16 protein-coding genes are annotated in these 19,255 nt (G+C 43.1%); 6 read left to right on the forward strand and 10 right to left on the reverse strand.

Annotated elements, in window-relative coordinates; genetic code table 11:
- The first annotated feature begins 6 nt into the window (after nt 1-6).
- Together EO130_RS12275 and EO130_RS12280 are read left to right on the forward strand one after the other, a co-directional pair.
- On the forward strand, nt 7-2,028 hold the full coding sequence (locus EO130_RS12275) for a M1 family metallopeptidase (RefSeq protein ID WP_241244349.1): 2,022 nt from the start codon (nt 7-9) through the stop codon (nt 2,026-2,028).
- Nucleotides 2,025-2,939: a patatin-like phospholipase family protein gene (locus EO130_RS12280; protein ID WP_127141798.1), complete on the forward strand. Its 915-nt coding sequence runs from the start codon at nt 2,025-2,027 to the stop codon at nt 2,937-2,939. Before EO130_RS12275 ends, EO130_RS12280 begins: the two co-directional genes overlap by 4 nt.
- Nucleotides 2,940-2,943: 4 nt before the next feature.
- On the opposite strand, the gene EO130_RS12285 is transcribed toward EO130_RS12280, so the two are convergent.
- The 4 genes from EO130_RS12285 to EO130_RS12300 all read right to left on the reverse strand — a co-directional run bounded on the left by EO130_RS12285 (nt 2,944) and on the right by EO130_RS12300 (nt 6,479).
- Nucleotides 2,944-3,465 carry a DUF7935 family protein gene (locus EO130_RS12285; protein WP_127141799.1) on the reverse strand — a complete coding sequence of 174 codons (522 nt, stop codon included), beginning with the start codon at nt 3,463-3,465 and terminating at the stop codon, nt 2,944-2,946.
- Between the two features lie 77 nt (nt 3,466-3,542).
- Nucleotides 3,543-4,316 (reverse strand): hypothetical protein, encoded by a 774-nt coding sequence (locus EO130_RS12290; RefSeq protein WP_127141800.1) that lies wholly within the window; start codon nt 4,314-4,316, stop codon nt 3,543-3,545.
- Nucleotides 4,317-4,640: 324 nt separating this feature from the next.
- Nucleotides 4,641-5,927, reverse strand: a complete 1,287-nt coding sequence (locus EO130_RS12295; RefSeq protein WP_127141801.1) for an amidohydrolase — start codon at nt 5,925-5,927, stop codon at nt 4,641-4,643.
- A 12-nt stretch (nt 5,928-5,939) separates the two neighbouring features.
- Nucleotides 5,940-6,479, reverse strand: coding sequence for a DsrE family protein (locus EO130_RS12300; RefSeq protein ID WP_127141802.1), 540 nt, complete (start codon nt 6,477-6,479; stop codon nt 5,940-5,942).
- A 139-nt stretch (nt 6,480-6,618) separates the two neighbouring features.
- Here EO130_RS12300 and EO130_RS12305 point away from each other — a divergent pair, with 139 nt between their 5' ends.
- Both EO130_RS12305 and EO130_RS12310 read left to right on the forward strand, forming a co-directional pair.
- Entirely contained in the window at nt 6,619-8,949 is a 2,331-nt protein-coding gene (locus tag EO130_RS12305; protein ID WP_127141803.1) for an ATP-dependent helicase, read from the forward strand.
- Nucleotides 8,950-9,089: 140 nt separating this feature from the next.
- The gene (locus EO130_RS12310; protein WP_127141804.1) at nt 9,090-11,315 is read left to right on the forward strand and encodes an alpha/beta hydrolase; all 2,226 of its coding nucleotides are present in this window, start codon (nt 9,090-9,092) and stop codon (nt 11,313-11,315) included.
- Nucleotides 11,316-11,317: 2 nt separating this feature from the next.
- Here EO130_RS12310 and EO130_RS12315 read toward each other — a convergent pair whose 3' ends face one another.
- Nucleotides 11,318-11,917, reverse strand: a complete 600-nt coding sequence (locus tag EO130_RS12315; protein WP_127141805.1) for a hypothetical protein — start codon at nt 11,915-11,917, stop codon at nt 11,318-11,320.
- A 227-nt stretch (nt 11,918-12,144) separates the two neighbouring features.
- On the opposite strand from EO130_RS12315, the gene EO130_RS12320 reads away from it, so the two are divergent.
- A complete protein-coding gene (locus EO130_RS12320) occupies nt 12,145-12,765 on the forward strand; it encodes an L-threonylcarbamoyladenylate synthase (RefSeq protein WP_127141806.1) in 621 nt (206 codons plus the stop codon).
- A gap of 60 nt (nt 12,766-12,825) precedes the next feature.
- Here the strand turns inward: EO130_RS12320 and EO130_RS12325 are convergent, their stop codons facing one another.
- The 3 genes from EO130_RS12325 to EO130_RS12335 form a co-directional block, all read right to left on the reverse strand.
- Complete coding sequence (locus tag EO130_RS12325) at nt 12,826-13,698, reverse strand: OmpA family protein (protein WP_127141807.1); 873 nt, start codon at nt 13,696-13,698, stop codon at nt 12,826-12,828.
- Nucleotides 13,699-13,793: 95 nt separating this feature from the next.
- Nucleotides 13,794-14,795 carry a glycosyltransferase family 2 protein gene (locus EO130_RS12330; protein ID WP_127141808.1) on the reverse strand — a complete coding sequence of 334 codons (1,002 nt, stop codon included), beginning with the start codon at nt 14,793-14,795 and terminating at the stop codon, nt 13,794-13,796.
- Between the two features lie 12 nt (nt 14,796-14,807).
- Entirely contained in the window at nt 14,808-15,254 is a 447-nt protein-coding gene (locus tag EO130_RS12335; protein WP_127141809.1) for a type I restriction enzyme HsdR N-terminal domain-containing protein, read from the reverse strand.
- Nucleotides 15,255-15,280: 26 nt separating this feature from the next.
- On the opposite strand from EO130_RS12335, the gene holA reads away from it, so the two are divergent.
- On the forward strand, nt 15,281-16,282 hold the full coding sequence (gene holA, locus EO130_RS12340; protein WP_127141810.1) for a DNA polymerase III subunit delta: 1,002 nt from the start codon (nt 15,281-15,283) through the stop codon (nt 16,280-16,282).
- 2 nt (nt 16,283-16,284) lie between these two features.
- Here the strand turns inward: holA and EO130_RS12345 are convergent, their stop codons facing one another.
- Both EO130_RS12345 and EO130_RS12350 read right to left on the reverse strand, forming a co-directional pair.
- On the reverse strand, nt 16,285-16,662 hold the full coding sequence (locus EO130_RS12345; RefSeq protein ID WP_127141811.1) for a DoxX family protein: 378 nt from the start codon (nt 16,660-16,662) through the stop codon (nt 16,285-16,287).
- Nucleotides 16,663-16,758: 96 nt separating this feature from the next.
- Nucleotides 16,759-19,170 (reverse strand): alpha-ketoacid dehydrogenase subunit alpha/beta, encoded by a 2,412-nt coding sequence (locus EO130_RS12350; protein ID WP_127141812.1) that lies wholly within the window; start codon nt 19,168-19,170, stop codon nt 16,759-16,761.
- Nucleotides 19,171-19,255 lie beyond the last annotated feature (85 nt).

A 19,255-nucleotide genomic window follows, 5' to 3' on the forward strand; every position in this document is an offset into this window, starting at 1 on the left:
GATAAGGTGGACTTTCTGCATGCCCAAGTTTTGATTGAACCCAAACCTGTCGAAAATCGTATTCACGGTAATGTTACCTATCAGTTTGAAGTGATCAAGGATGTAGATTCCGTATATCTGGATGCGGTAAACATGGATTTTTCTGCAGTTTATTTTGATGGCCAAAACGTGGACTTCGTGTATGATGAAAAAAAAATCACCATCAAAAAGGAACTGAAACAAGGAGAGTTGCATGAGTTGTCCCTGGAGTATGTGGCAAAACCAAAACAAACGGTATATTTTTTAGGCTGGGACGACGCTGTTTGGAACAACGAGCAGGTATGGACCCAAGGACAGGGAAAATACACCAGTCACTGGTTGCCCAGTTTTGACGACATGACGGAAAAGGTGGAGTTTGACCTTGAAATAACGCTGGAACAAGAGTATGCCGTAATTGCCAATGGAAAACTTATGAAAAAGGAGCCTTTGCCCGACTCCAAAGGATATGCTTGGCAATTTGATATGGAAAAACCGATGAGCAGTTATTTGGTGGGCTTCGCAATTGGCAACTATAACAAAAAAACAGTCGAGTCAGCTTCAAACATACCTATTGAACTCTATTACGAGCCTACCGATGTTGCAAAGGTGGAGCCTACCTACCGGTATACAGAAACTATTTTCGATTTTCTGGAAAACGAAATCGGGATACCGTACCCTTGGCAAAACTATAAACAAGTACCTGTGCAGGATTTTTTATATGCAGGGATGGAGAACACCAGCTGTACCATTTTTTCGAATCAGTATGTCGTGGACTCCACTGCTTTTGTGGACAAAAACTATGTGAACATCAACGCTCACGAACTCGCGCACCAATGGTTTGGCAATCTGGTCACCGAAACCAGCAGCGAGCACCACTGGCTGCACGAGGGCTTCGCTACCTTTTATGCCTATTTGGCGGAAAAGGACATTTTTGGAGAGGATTATTTTTATTGGAGGTTATTGGAAACGGCCAATGCTTTGGAACGCTTTTCGGGTGAAGATAATGGAGAAGCATTACGCAATCCCAATGCAGGTAGTTTAACGTTTTATGAAAAAGGAGCTTGGGCCTTGGTGATGCTCAAGGATAGGATAGGGGAGGAAGCCTTTCAAAAAGGGATTCAGAATTATTTGAACACTTATGCCTTTAAAAATGTAACCATCCCCAATTTTATGCATGAAATAGAAAAGGTTTCCAACAACTCTCTTGGCGATTTTGAAACACTATGGTTGGAAAACACCGACTTTCCCTTCGAAGAGGTCATTACCTTTTTGAAGGAGAAAAACAGCTCCATCAATACTTATTTTGAACTAAAGGACAAGATTGAGGAGAAACCAGAGGAAGCAGCGTCCATTGTGAAGCGTGCCTGGAAAAAAATAAGGTCCAGCAAATTAAAAGAGCATCTTATTTTGGATTATGGGGCCAAGTTATCGCCCGAATTTTTAAGTTCCGTTCTGGAGTCAGGTGATTTGAAAGTTCGGCAAGCCGTTATTCTTTCCCAACCTAAAATTTCAGCTGAGCTAAGATTGCAAATGGAAAGCTTGTTGAAGGATGACAGTTATACGACCATCGAAGCAGCCCTCTACAGGTTATGGTCAGATTTCCCTCAAAATAGGAGCAAATACCTCAATGAAACGGATAAAATCACAGGGTTTCCCAACAAAAACATTCGATTACTTTGGTTGACATTGGCTTTGGTGACACCTGAGTACAATCCCGATTTCAAAGCTTCGTATTTTGATGAATTGAGCGGTTACACCAGCCCGGAACATCATTTTGAAACCCGATTGCTTGCATTTGAATACCTCAAAAATATCGGTGGCTTTACGGATACTACCTTAAAAAATTTAGTAGAAGCTTGTAGCCATCACGTTTGGCATTTTAAAAAGTCTGCCCGGGAAATATTGAATGGCTTTTTGCAATCCGAAGGGAACACAGCCCGGATTAGGGGACTTTACCCTTTGTTAAGTCAGGAAGAAAAACAATATTTGGAGAAAACTTTAGGTGAATGAGGGCATTGGTCATTTCGGGAGGAGGTAGCAAGGGTGCCTTTGCGGGCGGCGTTGCCCAATTTTTGATACAAGAAGCCAAACGGGACTACGATTTGTTTGTGGGAACTTCCACAGGTAGTCTTTTGATTTCCCACTTGGCCCTGAATAAATTGGACAAGATCAAGGATATTTACTCCAATGTGAATCAGGATAGTATTTTCAATAATTGTCCTTTCATCATCAAAAGAAAGCACGGTGTTGAAACCATTGCCATCAACCACTGGAACGTGCTCCGAAACTTTTTGAAAGGGAAAAAGACCTTTGGGGAGAGCGAAAACCTCCGAAAACTCATTCGAAACTCTATCACTGTTGAGGAATTCAACGAACTTAAATCCAGCCATATGGATGTGGTGGTTACAGTCTCCAACCTCTCCTTGAACCAAGTGGAATACAAATCCATCAACGATTGTACCTATGACGAGTTTTGCGATTGGATTTGGATTTCTTCCAATTACACTCCCTTTATGAGCTTGGTCAAAAAGAACGGATGTGAATATGCCGATGGTGGTTTGGGAACTTTGGTGCCCATCGAGGAAGCACTCCTACGTGGGGCCACCGAAGTAGATGTAGTAGTGCTGCATACCGAAGTCAACCACCTCAACCGCCTTTCCTCCAAAAACCCATTTGATTTGATCACTACCATATTTGGTTTTATGCTGGACCGAATCGAAAATCAAAATATCCGAATCGGAAAATTGGTGGCCAACCAAAAGGATGCACTGATCAACTTTTACTACACCCCTACGGTGCTCACGACCAATTCCCTTATTTTTAATAAAGAACGCATGACGCTATGGTGGAAGCGGGGCTATTTGTACGCCAAGAATAAAAACGAGGAAACAAGCCCCATAGAGCCCGATAAGCAGGAATAGCTGCTTATTTCCAGAGTTCGCTCACTTCTTTTTTAACATAGGCTAGTGCCGCACTCGAAGGCGATTCTTTCTCCATGGTCTGGTTTAGGATGTCCTCTCGTAGTTTATCGGGAGAATCCGTTTCGCTCATGCCGGCTGAACGAATAATCTGTATGGTCGCATTTTTGGCTGTTTTGATGATGCTCCAGCAAGCATCGGACATGTAGATTTGTTGGGAGAGATTATGCTCAAATTCCGTTTCAATCTGCTTGATCAGCAAGTTTTCGTAATCACTTTTGTTTTTACTGGTGGGTGCCACACGCACCACAAGGTTGTTCAGGGTAATACGTTCCAAGAATAGGGCCATGCGCTCGTATGCCTGCAAACGAATGGGCAGGGTTTCCTTTTGGGAATCCTTGTGCAATTGAAAACGTCTGCGGCCATCTTCGTTTCGGGTATGCAGTCTGAAAAAATAGAAGGCCACTGCTCCGGTAACAACGGCAGGCAATAAAAAGGCAAATAGCTGAAGGATTTGATCTCCACTCATAAGGTAGTCTGGTTTTTTTGTTGATTTTACACTACCAAGAACGCATCAAAGCAGCAAAAAGTATAAAGGTGTTTCGGTTATTGGGCTGACTTGGCACTTTCTTTGGCCTGGGCATAAAAACCTTTGTAATCGGGCTGCAATCTAATGTTTACGCCCTCTTTAAAGTTGCCGTCCTTGGCCGAAACGGCAATGCGCTCCGCAGGAATTTCCAAGTTTGTGACCAATTCGGATGCTACGGAAGCTACTTGATTGAATGTAGGACCAAATTCACCGGTGATGTTCAAACCTTGGATTTCGGTCTTAAAATTTGGATTCCCCTTGATTACATTTGCTACCCCTGCCAGCCAAGTCTTGCCTTCCTCAGTGAGTTCAGTAGATGTATCCGAACCAAAAAGTCCGTTCAAACTATTGCTGATAACGATTACACCACCTTCGACAGCGACCTTGGCATTCTCTCCCAAGGTCTGTTTAATGCGCGTTAAGGATACAATGGCAGTGGAATCGTTGGCCGAAATCATGTCGTTGATTCCGCTCAGTTGCTTTTCTTTTCGAGCCAGTGCGGCCATGGCCTTGTTGACGTTTTCCGAATTCTGTTTGGATAATTCCGAGAAGTTGCTCAAGTTGCCCAGAAGCGTGGCGTTGGCATCCCGCAAACTTACATTTTCTGCTCTTAGGGCTTCTGCCTCCGCACTGCTTGAGGATATTTCACGCTTGGCCTTGGCCAATTCTTGCTCCACTTGGGAAATTCTGGATTTCAAGGTGTCTATTTCAGCAAAAAGCTCACTTTTTCGTTGTGCAAAAGCACCTGTGGCTACTATTAAAAACAGGATGATGGGTAAATTTCTTTTCATAAGTAGTACAATTACTTGTTTGATTATTTGGGTCTCAATTCTATTGTTTTCTCACAATTTTGTTCCAATCCGGCATGAAAAATAGATGGTGTGAAACCATCTTTCTTTGATGAACATATCGGATTTTAGGAGCTGCTAAGATAATGATGATAGACATTTACCCATACATCAACCTTATAAAATTATGAAGTCTTGGATTTTGCAAAGGGTATGATGCGAAAAATTCATTTACATGGATTCCTAAAAAAATCAAATAGCAAGCCCCGATATCCTCCACAATTTGAATTTTGGATATAGGGGCTTATAATTCAGCGTAAGATTGGTCTATTTGCTTCTATCCAAATAATCCAATGCAATCTCTGTCATGGCTTTTACACCCAACTCCAAGCCACTATCATCAATTTTGAAATCTGGGGTATGGTGCGGAAAATGGTCGTCAGGTCCAGCATTGGGGTCCTTTCCTCCCAAAATGTAGAAGAAGCCTGGAATTTTTTCCTGATAGAACGAAAAATCTTCTGCTCCTGTGATGGCCTTGATTAGATGGACGTTTTCCGTGCCAGCCACTTCCTGCAAGCTGGATAGGGAAGTGGCCGTTAGGTCAGGATCATTGTAAGTAATAGGTACCCCTTTATCAATTTCTACTATCGCCTCGGCACGGTAAGCCTTGGCAATGGTGGATGCCATTTCCTTCATTCGTTCGTTTACCTGCTTTTGCATGTCGTAATCCAAGGTTCGAATAGTTCCAATGAGTTCGGCACTTTCGGGAATGATATTGTTCCGGACCCCACCGCTAATTTTTCCAACGGTGATTACTGCGGCCTCCTTGGTGAGCTCCAATTCACGGCTAATAATGGACTGGAATCCATCCACAATTTTAGAAGCTACGTAAATTGGGTCAACACCGCCCCAAGGTTGGGAACCGTGCGACTGCTTTCCTTTGATTTTTACCACAAAACGCTGGGCGGCTGCCAAGGCGCCCCCTGGTTTGTAGGCAATGTGCCCCACTGGAAGGTAGGAACCGATGTGAAGTCCATAAATGGCATCCACTTTTGGATTTTCAAGCACTCCTTCCTTGACCATAAGTGCTGCACCTCCCTCTTCTCCAGGAGGGGCTCCCTCTTCGGCAGGTTGGAAAATAAATTTAATGGTCCCATAGATTTTGTCCGTGTTCTTGGCCAAGACTTCGGCGGTACCCATCAAAATGGCAATATGGGTATCGTGACCGCAAGCGTGCATAACGCCCACCTCTTCGCCCAAGTATTCGGATTTCACCTCCGACTTGTAGGGAAGGTCGTTGCGTTCGGTAACGGGTAAAGCGTCGATGTCAGCCCTAAGCGCAACCACTTTTCCAGGATGGTCGCCCTTAAGTAGCCCTACCACCCCTGTGTGCGCAACGCCTGTTTGTACTTCCATGCCTAGGGATTCAAGGTGCGCAGCAATTTTTTCAGCGGTCTTAAACTCACGGTTACTGAGTTCGGGATATTGGTGGATATCTCGTCGCCATTCTATGACTTTGGACTCAACTGCGGCAATATCATTTTCAAGTCCATGGTCCTGGGCATATAGGCCCATACTCGCGGTACATAAGGCAAGTGCTAAAATTTTCTTCATAATTGTGTTGGTTTAAAGATTAATTGGTCGGTATCCTTGGTTTTGTAATTGAATATTGGCGGTCATGGCAGACAGGGCCATTTTTACACCTGGAATCAATTCTTCTTTTGGAAGGTCCCTGGTTTTTGAGGATTGCCCGCACATGATCACGTTCACGTTGGCTTCCATTAATTGTTCCAAAAGCTTACGGTTCGGATTGCCGACACCGTAACGTTCTTGATGGCCTTCGTCCGCCAACAAATTCCTGGCAGCCGTTCCATGCACGATGAGCGCTACCTTCAATTGGGAAGCTGGCACACCATGTTGTGCATGCATATTCAAAAAACGGGCTACTGTGTTCAGGTTTTGATTGACTTCGGTATCTGATTCTGGTCCATCCTTTACGTCAAAAACCACTTTGAACTCCAATGATTTGTCCGTTGCAAAATCAGGATTTTCAATTTCCCAAACAGCACCATAATCTTCGATGACGGGACCTGTTTTGGTCTGTTGTGAAAACGAGTACAATCCGACAAAAAGTAAAAGGGATAGAGATAAGTGTTGAAATTTCATTGGTTATTTTAGTTGAGATTCTAAATATATTTAAAAAAGCAGCTAATTCCGAGTTTGGTGTTTATAAATATTGAAAGCTAGATTTTAGCAAAAGAGCAATAATGGCTAATTTCACACCTACTTTTAAAGCTTCAAGCCCTTGAGTAATTTTTTGGAAGAATTGAATGATGCGCAGCGTGCTCCCGTGCTGCATAAGGATGGACCTCTGATGGTGATTGCCGGAGCAGGCTCTGGAAAGACCCGTGTTTTGACCTACAGGATTGCCCATTTGATGGAGCAGGGGGTGGATTCCTTTAATATTTTGGCCCTTACGTTTACCAATAAGGCAGCCCGCGAGATGAAAAAGCGTATTGCCACCATTGTTGGGAATTCCGAAGCGAAAAACCTTTGGATGGGAACGTTCCACTCCGTTTTTGCCAAATTACTCCGTTTTGATGGCGATAAACTAGGGTTCCCCAGCAACTTTACAATTTACGACACCCAAGATTCGCAACGCTTGATTGCTTCCATTATCAAAGAAATGGGGTTGGATAAGGATGTGTACAAATACAAACAGGTCCAGAACAGGATTTCCTCCTATAAAAACAGCTTGATTACCGTTAAGGCATATTTTCAAAATCCGGAATTGATGGAGGCTGATGCCATGGCCAAAAGACCAAGGTTGGGCGAAATCTATCAAAACTATGTGGACCGCTGCTTTAAGGCGGGCGCCATGGATTTTGATGACCTTTTGTTACGAACCAATGAGCTTTTGACACGATTCCCTGAGGTGTTGATGAAATATCAGGACCGTTTCCGATATATTTTGGTAGATGAGTACCAGGATACCAATCACTCCCAGTATTTGATCGTAAAGGCCTTGTCCGACCGATACCAAAACATTTGTGTGGTGGGTGACGATGCCCAGAGTATCTATTCCTTCCGAGGGGCGAACATCAGCAATATCCTAAATTTTCAACGGGATTATGATGATGTGGCCGTTTACCGTTTGGAACAGAATTATCGTTCTACAAAAAATATTGTAAATGCTGCCAATTCCATCATCGCCAACAACAAGAATCAGCTGGAGAAGAATGTTTGGACCTCCAATGACGATGGTGGACTCCTAAAAATACATCGAAGTGTGACGGATGCCGAGGAAGGGCGATATGTGGCAGGTTCTATTTTTGAAAACAAAATGCAACATCAGATGCAAAACGGGGATTTCGCCGTTCTGTACCGCACCAACTCACAGTCCAGAGCCATTGAGGATGCCTTGCGCAAGCGTGATATTCCGTATAGGATTTATGGTGGACTTTCCTTTTACCAACGAAAGGAGATTAAAGATGTGTTGGCCTATTTGCGTTTGATTGTCAACCCGAAAGATGAAGAGGCGCTAAAGCGGGTCATCAACTTCCCTACAAGGGGCATTGGTCAGACTACCATTGATAGGCTAGTGGTGGCAGCGAACCATTATGGACGGTCCATTTATGAGGTAATGGACAATCTGGACAAGCTCAATTTGAACATTAACGCAGGAACCAAACGTAAATTAGCGGACTTCGTTACCATGATCAAGAGTTTTCAGATCATGAACGAGGGCGCTGATGCATTTACCTTGGCTGAACACGTAGCCAAGAAAACCGGTCTTTTGTTGGAGTTTAAAAAAGACGGTACTCCAGAAGGCATAGCCCGTATGGAGAATATTGAAGAGCTCTTGAACGGTATCAAGGACTTTGTGGAGGGGCAGAAGGAAGTTGCCGATGCCACGGGGAGTTTGACCGAATTTTTGGAAGATGTGGCACTGGCTACGGATTTGGATAAAGATGTTGGTGATGATGATAGGGTTGCCTTGATGACCATCCACTTGGCCAAGGGCCTTGAGTTTCCCTACGTGTACATTGTAGGCATGGAAGAGGATTTGTTTCCTTCGGCCATGAGCATGAATACCCGAAGCGAATTGGAGGAGGAACGCAGATTGTTTTATGTTGCGCTTACCCGGGCTGAAAAACAGGCATTTCTCACCTACACCCAAAACAGGTATCGTTGGGGAAAATTGATTGATGCTGAACCCAGTAGGTTTTTAGAGGAAATCGAAGAAAAATATGTGGAAAACCTTACGCCAGTAAACGATGGCTACCGCTATAAGTCCATGATCGACAAAAATATTTTTGGAGAAGTGGACAAGAGCAAGCTCAGACAGGTAAAACCTCGAAATGGAACGCCTCCAAGTGTACAAAAACCTAACGAAAACCAATTGCGGAAGTTACGTAAACTCAAGCCCGAAATTTCTTCGCCAGGCCAACACGCGGATCTTAATCCTGGCCTGACCGTGGGGGCGAGAGTAAACCACACTCGTTTCGGAAGAGGTGAAATCCTCAATATTGAAGGGGTGGGCAACGATAAAAAGGCAGAGATTCATTTTGACCAAGGTGGTATAAAAAAATTGTTATTACGTTTCGCCAAGCTGGAGGTTTTGGACAATGCCTAGGAATTATTTTTCAGTTTCCAATAATAAAACCAAATAGTTTTAAAGACTCACCAAATAATCGGGGCAAGTCGGTATGGGTAGACAAAATTGTTTAAATTCAAAGCTGTATTTTGAATTTTTGACCAAACCAACCTCCCTTTATGAAAAAACTACTGTTTCAACCCGTATTTCTTGCCGTTGCCATACTTGTGATCATTTTATTTGGTGTAGCTGGGTATCATTACGCCATTGGTTACCCAGCATGGATGACTATGTTGGCCGGAATCTTGGCGGGCATTCTTTTGCTCATTGCGCTTAAGTTGCTGCTCACTTGGCTTCTTCCTTTTATCAAAAAAGTTCCGCTCCCACTGATTACTACACTCTTGGGAGGTCTTATTTCGTTCTATTTGCTTAGGGAATTTGCCTTTAGGTGGCCTTCACAGCTGTTTTATGCATTGGTGGTATTCGGATTTGTTTGCACGGCTTTGTTTGTGTTTGGTATTTGGAACATCTTTCAAAACAAAAGAAAACCATTGGGCATTGTCCTCGCTGCTGGGGGTGTTTTGTTTGCAGTTTTGGGTTTTTATGGTTTTAACGGTCTCGATGGTGACCCTTATGCAGATGATGTATCACAATTGAAAAACCTAGATGTGACCACTCTTGCGGACATGGGTATTCAAGATCCATCAAACAAAGGCAATTTTGAAGTGGAAGTATTTACCTACGGTAGCGGAACTGATAAAAAGCGTCCTGAATATGCCACAGCTGTCAAATTAAAAACTCCCACCGTAGATGCATCGAGATTGCTTCCGGAGTGGAAGGGCAAAAAGAAAAAATGGCGCGAAAAGTATTGGGGTTTTGGAGTGGATAGCTTTCCATTGAATGCGCGTGTGTACATGCCAAAAGGTAAGGGACCCTTCCCAATGGTGATGATGGTGCACGGAAATCATAGCATGCTCGATTATTCCGATGGTGGTTATGCCTATTTAGGGGAGCTTCTAGCTAGCAGGGGAATTATTGGGGTTTCGGTTGATGAAAACTTTATCAATGGACACTGGTCTGGCGATTTTATGGGAAAGGAAATGCCAACACGGGGGTGGTTGTTGTTGAAACATTTGGAACAATGGAGGAAATGGAATACGGGAGATGATTCCGACATGAAGGGGAAGGTAGATTTGGACAATGTTGTGTTGGTGGGACATTCAAGAGGGGGTGAGGCCGTATCCATTGCGGCGGCCTTTAACAAACTGGATAGGTTTCCCGATAATGGTAACGAAACCTTTGATTTTGGCTTTGGCATTAAGGGTATTGTGACCATCGCGCCAACGGATTATCGATATAATCGTGAAATGAGCCTTAAAGATATCAGTTATTTGTCCATTCAAGGCGCATACGATTCGGATGAAACCAGTTTTTGGGGAATGCGGCCATACCATCGCTTAGCCTTTTCCAAGGATTTTGATGGTTTCAAGGCGGGTCTTTACATGAACCATGCAAACCATGGACAGTTTAACTCTACTTGGGGACGATCGGACTTTGGGGCTCCCATGAAATGGCTGCTCAATCTTGAACCTTTGGTCTCCGGTGAGGAACAGCGTCAAGTGGCAAAGGTGTATGTAAGTGCTTTCGCAGAGGATGTGCTTAAAGGGAATAGGGATTACCGACCTATGCTCAAGAATGTAGATTTGGTGAATAACTGGCTGCCACAAGAAACCTATCGGAGTCAATACGCAGACAACCATAAAGATGTATTGGTCAATTTTGAAGGCGATATCGATATCACCAAAACATCGAGTGGCATCGCTTTGGGTGCCAAGAACTTTAAAGTTTGGCGAGAAGCCGAATTGAAGTCTAGGGACGGAGGGAGCCAGCAGAACAATGCTTTGGTATTGGGATGGAGGTATCAATCCGGTAACATGGATTCCATTCCTGTTTACCGAATAACGCTATCGGACTCCTTAAAGAATTTTAGCGAAGCAGACACCTTGGCCCTTTCGATGGCCATGGGTGATATTTCTGAATTAAAGTCCAATGATGAGGATGAGGAGCTGGAATCGCCAGATGTTGGATTCAATTTTAGTATTATGCTCACGGATAGCCTTGGTAATTCGACTTCAGTTGCCTTGGATGATACGAATAGACTCCCTAGTATGATAAAAACAAAGTTCACCAAGTTTGAGTTTTTGGATAAAGATATGATTGGCGAACCCTCTGAAGTACAGCTCAAGAGTTGTTACGTGCCTGTTTCGTCCTTTATGTCCGTTAATGACAGCCTAAAACTGGAGAAATTGAAAAGTATCAATTTGATTTTTGACAGAGATACCTTGGGAGTTGTTATATTGGATGACATCGGGTTTTATACCAAAGCAAATATCGCTCGGGAATAGTTTTACTCGTCCTCAAAAGGTTCGTTTTTTACATAAGATGCTTCTTTTGGCCCTAGTTGGATTTCTTCCAAATATCCATTGGAAATGGAATAGCCTGTAATTAAGGTATCGGCATAAAGAATATAGCGCCCTTTTTTAAATGGGCTGCCGCCCACCTTATGGTATATTCTAGGAGTGCCGTAGAGGGAAGAGGCCAATAAACCCTTATCTGTTTTATAAAGGGCAATATTTTTGATTTGATTGCCTAGGCAATCCATTTTGGTCCGCCATGAAAAAACTCCGAATGCCATATCCTCTGAAACCGTAAATTTCACATTGGAATGTTGGGTTTTGTAGGTTTTCGCCAATTTATCAAAACTTTCGGCGGAACGAATATTTTCTACAATTGTCCGCATTTTTTCGTTGATGCTCACGATTTCGTCCAAATTGGCACAGTCAGTTGTATCCAATTCATTCAATTGAGTCAGTAGCACTTCCAGTTGGTTCAATGTATTGGAGGGATTAAAGGCATGCTCCTTGGATTTTCCGGAAAAATCACAACTGGACATCATAATCAAAAGAATCAAACCAATAGGAAAGAAGGTATACGTTATGGATTTCATTACTATTCAATTTTGATCTAAAGGTGTGACAATTCCATCAATATTTTGGGTGCCAATTGATCAATGCCCCTTCTGAGTTGACGAATGCCCCTTTTCAATTGATGGATGCATAAAATGCCTTAGGGTTGTGCATCTTTTTAAAGGTTCAACAGGGAGTTTTATGGCAAGGATTTAGCTAAAAGATGTAGTATCTTTGTAATCAACCCTTTGGACATTTAAGACGACTTATGGCGGAATTGATCAAACTTTATGAGGAAAACCCCAACCCGAAGCAGGTTGAAAAGGTCGTAAATGTGCTAAGGCAGGGCGGCTTGGTCATTTATCCAACAGATACCGTATATGGATTGGGTTGCGATATTACAAACTCCAAGGCATTGCAGCGTATCGCTCGGATAAAAGGAGTAAAATTAGATAAGGCAAATTGGTCCTTTATCTGTGCTGACTTGAGCAATCTTTCCGACTATGTGCGGCAAATAGATAGTGCCACTTTTAAGATTCTGAAACGGACATTACCGGGACCGTACACCTTTATTCTTCCAGGCAACAATAATCTTCCTAAAGATTTCAAGAAAAAGAAGACAGTGGGTATCCGGGTTCCGGACAATGCCATTGCAAGGGCCTTGGTCATTGGTTTGGGGCACCCCATTGTTTCTACCTCCATCCGCGATGATGATGATATTTTGGAATACACTACAGATCCAGAGCTTATTTTTGAAAAATGGCAAAACCTTGTCGATGTTGTGATCGATGGGGGATATGGTGACAATGTGGCCTCGACGGTAATTGATTTGTCCGGTGATGCGCCTGAAGTGATTCGGGAAGGCAAGGGAAGTCTGGAAATCTACTGATGAATAAATGAAAAAAGCGGCCTTTTGGGCCGCTTTTCTTTTTAGCTATTTTGCTATAATTTATTTACCGGTGCCTCCGATAGCAGGATCTTTCATTCCTTCTTCAATCATGTTGTAGAACTGATCGATTTTTGGAAGTACAACGATTCTTGTTCTTCTGTTTTTGGCCCTATTGGCGGAAGTATCGTTACCTACCAATGGCACGTAGTAGCTACGTCCGGCAGCAGTCATTCTAGCAGGGTCAACACCAAAATCGTTTTGTAGGATACGAACAACTGAAGTGGCTCTTTTGGCACTCAAATCCCAGTTGTCCAACAAAACTCCGCTTCTGTAAGGTACGTTGTCGGTATGACCTTCTACCATAAACTCAAAGTCAGGCTTGTTGTTTACTACTTTGGCTACTTTACCGAGTACTTCTTTTGCAGCACTGGTTACGTTGTAGCTTCCGCTTCTAAACAATAATTTATCGGAAATGGAAACGAATACCACACCTTTTTCAACACTGATTTCGATGTCTTCATCATCCAAGTTGCCCAAAACACCTTTTAAACTCTGTACCAAAGAAAGGTTTACGGAGTCCCTTCGTGTAACCGCATCTTGCAGTTTTCTGATGGTAAGGTCTTTTTCCTTAAGGCTTTCCAAAGACTTTTCAAGGTTTTCGGCACCTTTTGTAGTCAAAGTAGTCAAGTTGCCCATATTGTTGATGAGCTCTTGGTTATTTGCTTTTAGGAATGCATTCTGGTCTTCGAGGGTTTTCAACCTGGAATCTGCTGTTGCTTTTTCTTCCAAGCAATCGTTCAATTTAACGGTTGCAGAGTTCAGTAGGTCTTGAGTTTCTTTGTGTTTGGCTTCCAGTTCAGCATATTTCTTCTGCGAAACGCAAGAGGATAATAGAACGGTCAGCGCCAATGTTCCTAGAAAGATTTTTTTCATAGTTCAGAATATAATTTAAGGATTGTTAGATATATCAAATTTGAAAAACTCAACCAAAATTAGATAAAAAGCAAGGCTCCCATATTTCGGTATCGTTAATCTTTTACTAAAATGTTAAAATTCTCTATTTGATGTACGAAATAGGACCATACTATGGACGTCGTCACATGGTATTTTAATATAAAATTAGCTTTTTCCCGCTTTTTGTACATTTTTATAAAGTTAGCATAAAAACTGAAATGTGCCCTTAAGATGGCAAAGCAGTGGTCGAATTTTAATTGAAAGATAAAACGTAGGGCGGCTACGGCATCCAGCAGCAAACGGATAAACACAATGGGCCATGCCTGCCTTCTGGGTAAGTTTTTGGTGATTGAATAAAGGGAGTTCCTAAAATTGAGAAAGGTTTTTTTGGGATTCATGTTGGACAAGGTGCTGCCTCCTAAATGGTATACGTTGCTGTGGCCCACATAATATACTTTATGACCGGCATTCTGGGCTCGCCAGCAAAGGTCGATTTCTTCTTGGTGGGCAAAGTAATCCTCATCAAAACCGCCCAGGGACCAAAACACATCGCTCTTGATGAACATACATGCACCAGTGGCCCAGAACACCTCTCGGATATCATCGTATTGACCTTCATCCTTTTCGATGGTCTGAAAAATGCGTCCCCTGCAGAATGGATACCCAAATTTATCAAGGAAACCACCCGCTGCTCCAGCATATTCAAAGTGGTCCTTTCGCATTAAATCCAATATTTTGGGTTGGATAATTGCTGCTTCTGGTTGGGAACTAAAAGTGTTTTTGATGGGTTCCAGCCAATCGGGCGTAACTTCAACGTCGGAATTCAGCAGACAATATACATCAGCTTCGATGTGTTTGAGACCTTCATTATATCCTTTGGCAAAACCACCATTAGTGCTGTTCTGAACAATTTTGATCGTTGGGTAATGTACTATCAGAAAATCCACGGAGCCATCGGTACTGGCATTGTCCACCACATAAATATCCGTGCCTTCGGAATATGCCACGACAGAGGGCAAGAACCTCTCGAGCAAGGCCTCTCCATTCCAGTTGAGTATGACTACGGCAATTTTCAAAACGGAGGCAAATTAACGGCTAAAATCAGGAATATCCTCTAAAAACCTATACTTTTCATTGGTATGGTCCATTTCGCAGTAGTAATGGTCCAGGCCATTGGTAACCATAAGATGCTTAGCCTTCAATTGGTAATTGTATCGCGCTATTTGATCAAAGGTAGCTTGGGTAATCTTTACTTCTGGGGCCTTGCATTCGATCAACAAAAAAATGGAACCGTCAGAGTTAAAGACAACCACATCATACCGCTTTCTTAACTCGTTTACCGTCAGTTGCTTTTCCACGTTGATAAGGCTCTTGGGGTAGTTTTTTGTAAATACCAGATAACGCAAAACATGCTGCCTTACCCATTCTTCGGGTTGGAGGACCACAAACTTTTTACGGATACCGTCAAAAATGTACTGTCTATTTTGGCTATTTTTGATTCGAAATGAATAAGGTGGAAAGTTAAGGTCTTGCATTGGACAAAACTGGTGAAATATTTTGAATGGACAAAGTAAAGGAAATCGTATCGGAAATTAAACGGGGAAATCCCAAACCCATTTATTTTTTAATGGGGGAGGAGCCCTATTATATTGATCGTATTTCACAGTACATAGCAGAAAACGTGCTAACAGAGGATGAGCGTGGGTTTAACCAGATGGTACTTTACGGAAAGGACACCTCGGTCGATGAAGTGGTGTCCAATGCCAAACGGTTCCCTATGATGGCCCAGTATCAGGTGGTGATCGTTAAAGAGGCCCAGCACCTATCCCGAAACATTGAGCAGTTGGTGCACTATGCAGAGAACCCCCAGCAGACCACTATTTTGGTGCTTTGCTACAAATACAAAAAACTGGACAAACGCAAAAAGCTCTATAAGGCCATTCAGAAAAAGGGAGAACTATTTGAAAGTAAAAAGTTGTACGAGAATCAGGTGGCTGACTGGATTCGAAGGACATTGGCCAGTAAAAAGTACAAGATTTCCCCCAAGTCCTGCATTATGCTTGTCGAGTTTCTGGGAACCGATTTGAGCAAAATCAGCAATGAGTTGGATAAATTGACCTTGATTGTACCCCCGACCACTGAGATTACTCCAGAACTCATTGAGGAGCACATTGGCATCAGTAAAGATTTCAACAACTTTGAGTTGAAAAAGGCCATTGGTGAGCGCGATGTGAAAAAGGCTTCCCGTATTATCGATTATTTTGCGCAGAACCCAAAGGATAATCCGTTTGTGGTAACCGTTACCTTGCTGAACACCTTTTTTACGCAATTACTGCAATATCATGGTCTCCAAGATCATTCTCCCGGAAACGTGGCCAGAGTCCTAGGTGTGAGTCCTTACTTTGTAAATGAGTATGTGGTGGCCGCCCGAAATTACCCCATGAAAAGGGTAAGTGGAGTCATCTCCAGCCTTAGAAAGTTGGATTTAAAAGGCAAAGGGGTAGGAGCCAGCAATATGACCCAAGCCGATTTGCTGAAAGAGCTCTTGTCCGAAATACTATAAACTTATTTTTTATCCACGCTGTACTTACCGGGCCCCAGCAACATAATTACCACAAAAATGGTAAGGTAGAGCAATGCCATTTCTTTTTTGCCAAAGGGGTCGGCCCCATGAATCATAAACCCGGCAACGAACATTGTAATTGCTGTTGGAATTGCCGCCCATCTGGTTTTAAATCCGATAATGATAAGTAGGGGGCATACAAATTCGGCTATGACGGTCAAAAAAAGCGAAGGAGCCTGACCAATACCAAAAGGATTGGCGAATTCAGTGTTTCCATTGATGAGATTCATTAGTTTAGGATACCCATGGGTTAGCATGAAGGCAGATGGAACAATTCGAAGAATAGCCAGCCCAAGGTGAATCAAAGTGTTGTTTTTCATGTGGGGAAATTTAGTGCACGTGAAAATATAAATTATGTTTTAAAAAAAGCAACATAATTTAACGAAAAGCGATTTTGAATTGATCCACATGAAAAATCAGCGTAGCTCGGGAAACGACTTTGGGTCCACTTCGTGCATAATTTGGTACACTTTTTCAAAAATATCCTCTGCATTCGGTTTTGAAAAATAATCTCCATCCGAAGCGTAGGCCGGTCTATGTGCTTTTGCAGAAAGGGTCTGTGGTGCACTGTCCAAGTAGCGGTAACCTCCTTGTTTTTCCAACACTTCTTGAAGCAGATATGCTGAGCATCCACCAGGCACATCTTCGTCGATGACCAACAGCCTGTTGGTTTTTTGGAGACTTTTTACCACATCGTGCTCCAAATCAAAAGGCAACAGGGATTGGGCGTCAATGACTTCGGCATCAATTCCCACCTCCAACAAGTCTTGTGCTACCTTTTCTACGATTCTTAGTGTGGAACCATAGGACAACAAAGTAATATCATTTCCTTCCTTCAAGGTTTCCACCTTTCCGATAGGGGTGCAGAACTCTCCTAAATTGGAAGGTTTCTTTTCTTTGAGGCGATAACCGTTCAAACTTTCAATCACAAGGGCAGGTTCGTCACTCTTCATCAAGGTGTTGTAGAAACCCGCAGCTTGTGTCATGTTACGAGGGGTCAAAATATACATGCCCCGTAGTAAATGAATCAGTCCGCCCATAGGTGAACCTGAATGCCAAATTCCTTCCAAACGATGACCTCTTGTACGAACAATAAGAGGGGCTTTTTGCTTGCCCACTGTACGGTACATCAATGTCGCTAGGTCGTCACTTAAGGTTTGAACGGCATAAAGGATGTAATCCAAATATTGTATTTCGGCAATAGGTCGGAGTCCACGCATGGCCATTCCAATCCCTTGACCAATAATGGTGGTTTCGCGGATTCCGGTATCGGCGATTCGCAGTTCACCGTATTTTTTTTGAAGTCCTTCAAGCCCTTGGTTAACATCTCCAATATTCCCAGTATCTTCACCAAAAATCAATGCTTCGGGGTATTTGGAGAACAAGCGGTCAAAGTTGTCCCTTAAAATGATTCTGCCATCCACTTCTGCGGTTTCATCAGTGTATGATGGAGGAACAGGGGCAATGCTGGTAGCCTTATTGCCAACTTCGTTGTACAAATGAGAACTGTATTGTGGTTCGTTGGTAGCTAAAAATTGATTGACCCACTGCTGAAGCTGTTTTTTCTCTGCAGAAGATTCACCCAAAAGGTAGCGGAATGCCTGCCTGGATTTGGAGGCCAAATCTTTCTTTAGAGGTTCCTCAATTGCAATCAAGTCATTTTTCAATTTGTTGATAAAGGTCCTATTGGCACTCTGACCGGCTACTTTTTCCAATAGCTGTACCAATTCCTTTTTGGCAACAAGCTGAGGCTTTAAAAACTCGGACCATGCTTCTTTTTTCGCGGCACGGACTTTATGTTTGATTTCTCGCTCAAGTTTCTTTAGATCCTCCTCGGTACTGATTCCATTTTCCAGAATCCACTCTCTAAATCGTTTATTGCAATCGTTTTCCCGTTCCCATTCCAAACGCTCTGCGGACTTATACCTTTCGTGGGAACCGGAGGTAGAGTGTCCCTGCGGTTGTGTGAGTTCGGTAACGTGAATAAGCACGGGCACATGGTTTTCCCGTGCAATATCCGATGCATTCTCGAAGGTGTGGATAAGGGCAGTATAGTCCCATCCTTTGACCTTTAGGATTTCATAGCCGTTATTCTCCTCGTCCCGTTGCAGTCCGCTCAATGCTTCGGATATATCACCTTTGGTGGTGTGGAATTCAGAGGGTACGGAAATTCCGTAATCATCGTCCCAAACACTAATCACCATGGGAACCTGCATAACCCCCGCGGCATTGATTGTCTCAAAAAAGTGACCTTCGCTGGTACTGGCGTTTCCTATGGTTCCCCAGGCCACTTCATTTCCATTTTTGGAGAAGTTGGTCTGGTCTATGCCATCTACGTGGCGATATATTTTGGAGGCTTGGGCCAGTCCCAATAACCGTGGCATTTGCCCAGCGGTACAAGAAATGTCGGCACTACTGTTTTTTTGTTCGGTAAGGTTTTTCCAAGTTCCGTCCTCGTTCAAGCTGTGCGTCACAAAGTGACCGCCCATCTGCCTACCGGCACTCATGGGTTCCTTTTCAAGGTCGGTGGTGGCATATAATCCATGAAAGAATGCTTTGGGACTCAAGTGCCCCAACGCCATCATAAAGGTTTGGTCGCGGTAGTAACCGCTCCTAAAATCACCATCTTGAAAAGCCCTTGCCATTGCAAGCTGAGGGAGCTCTTTTCCGTCCCCGAAAATCCCAAATTTGGCTTTACCAGAGAGCACTTCCCTTCGTCCCAGCACGCTGCATTCCCTACTGGTGACGGCTGTCTCATAATCTTGAAGAATCTGTGACTTAAAATCGTCGAAAGAAATATCGTTGCTTGTACTAGGATTAGGTTTCATGGACTGATTAAGATTTCTGCGAAATTACTAAAAATCCGTCTAAATTGCAATACAGGACACTGTTAATAAAATCAATTACCATCAA

The organism is Flagellimonas marinaquae, assembly GCF_003992675.1.
Taxonomy (GTDB): Bacteria; Bacteroidota; Bacteroidia; order Flavobacteriales; family Flavobacteriaceae; genus Flagellimonas; species Flagellimonas marinaquae.

Coding starts and splice junctions, on each gene's coding strand:
- EO130_RS12295 (WP_127141801.1), bottom strand. CDS start 5,927: ATGAAGAAAATTTTAGCACTTGCCTTATGTACCGCGAGTATGGGCCTA.
- EO130_RS12285 (WP_127141799.1), bottom strand. CDS start 3,465: ATGAGTGGAGATCAAATCCTTCAGCTATTTGCCTTTTTATTGCCTGCC.
- EO130_RS12300 (WP_127141802.1), bottom strand. CDS start 6,479: ATGAAATTTCAACACTTATCTCTATCCCTTTTACTTTTTGTCGGATTG.
- EO130_RS12315 (WP_127141805.1), bottom strand. CDS start 11,917: ATGAAATCCATAACGTATACCTTCTTTCCTATTGGTTTGATTCTTTTG.
- EO130_RS12350 (WP_127141812.1), bottom strand. CDS start 19,170: ATGAAACCTAATCCTAGTACAAGCAACGATATTTCTTTCGACGATTTT.
- EO130_RS12320 (WP_127141806.1), top strand. CDS start 12,145: ATGGCGGAATTGATCAAACTTTATGAGGAAAACCCCAACCCGAAGCAG.
- EO130_RS12345 (WP_127141811.1), bottom strand. CDS start 16,662: ATGAAAAACAACACTTTGATTCACCTTGGGCTGGCTATTCTTCGAATT.
- EO130_RS12290 (WP_127141800.1), bottom strand. CDS start 4,316: ATGAAAAGAAATTTACCCATCATCCTGTTTTTAATAGTAGCCACAGGT.
- EO130_RS12310 (WP_127141804.1), top strand. CDS start 9,090: ATGAAAAAACTACTGTTTCAACCCGTATTTCTTGCCGTTGCCATACTT.
- holA (WP_127141810.1), top strand. CDS start 15,281: ATGGACAAAGTAAAGGAAATCGTATCGGAAATTAAACGGGGAAATCCC.
- EO130_RS12335 (WP_127141809.1), bottom strand. CDS start 15,254: ATGCAAGACCTTAACTTTCCACCTTATTCATTTCGAATCAAAAATAGC.
- EO130_RS12280 (WP_127141798.1), top strand. CDS start 2,025: ATGAGGGCATTGGTCATTTCGGGAGGAGGTAGCAAGGGTGCCTTTGCG.
- EO130_RS12325 (WP_127141807.1), bottom strand. CDS start 13,698: ATGAAAAAAATCTTTCTAGGAACATTGGCGCTGACCGTTCTATTATCC.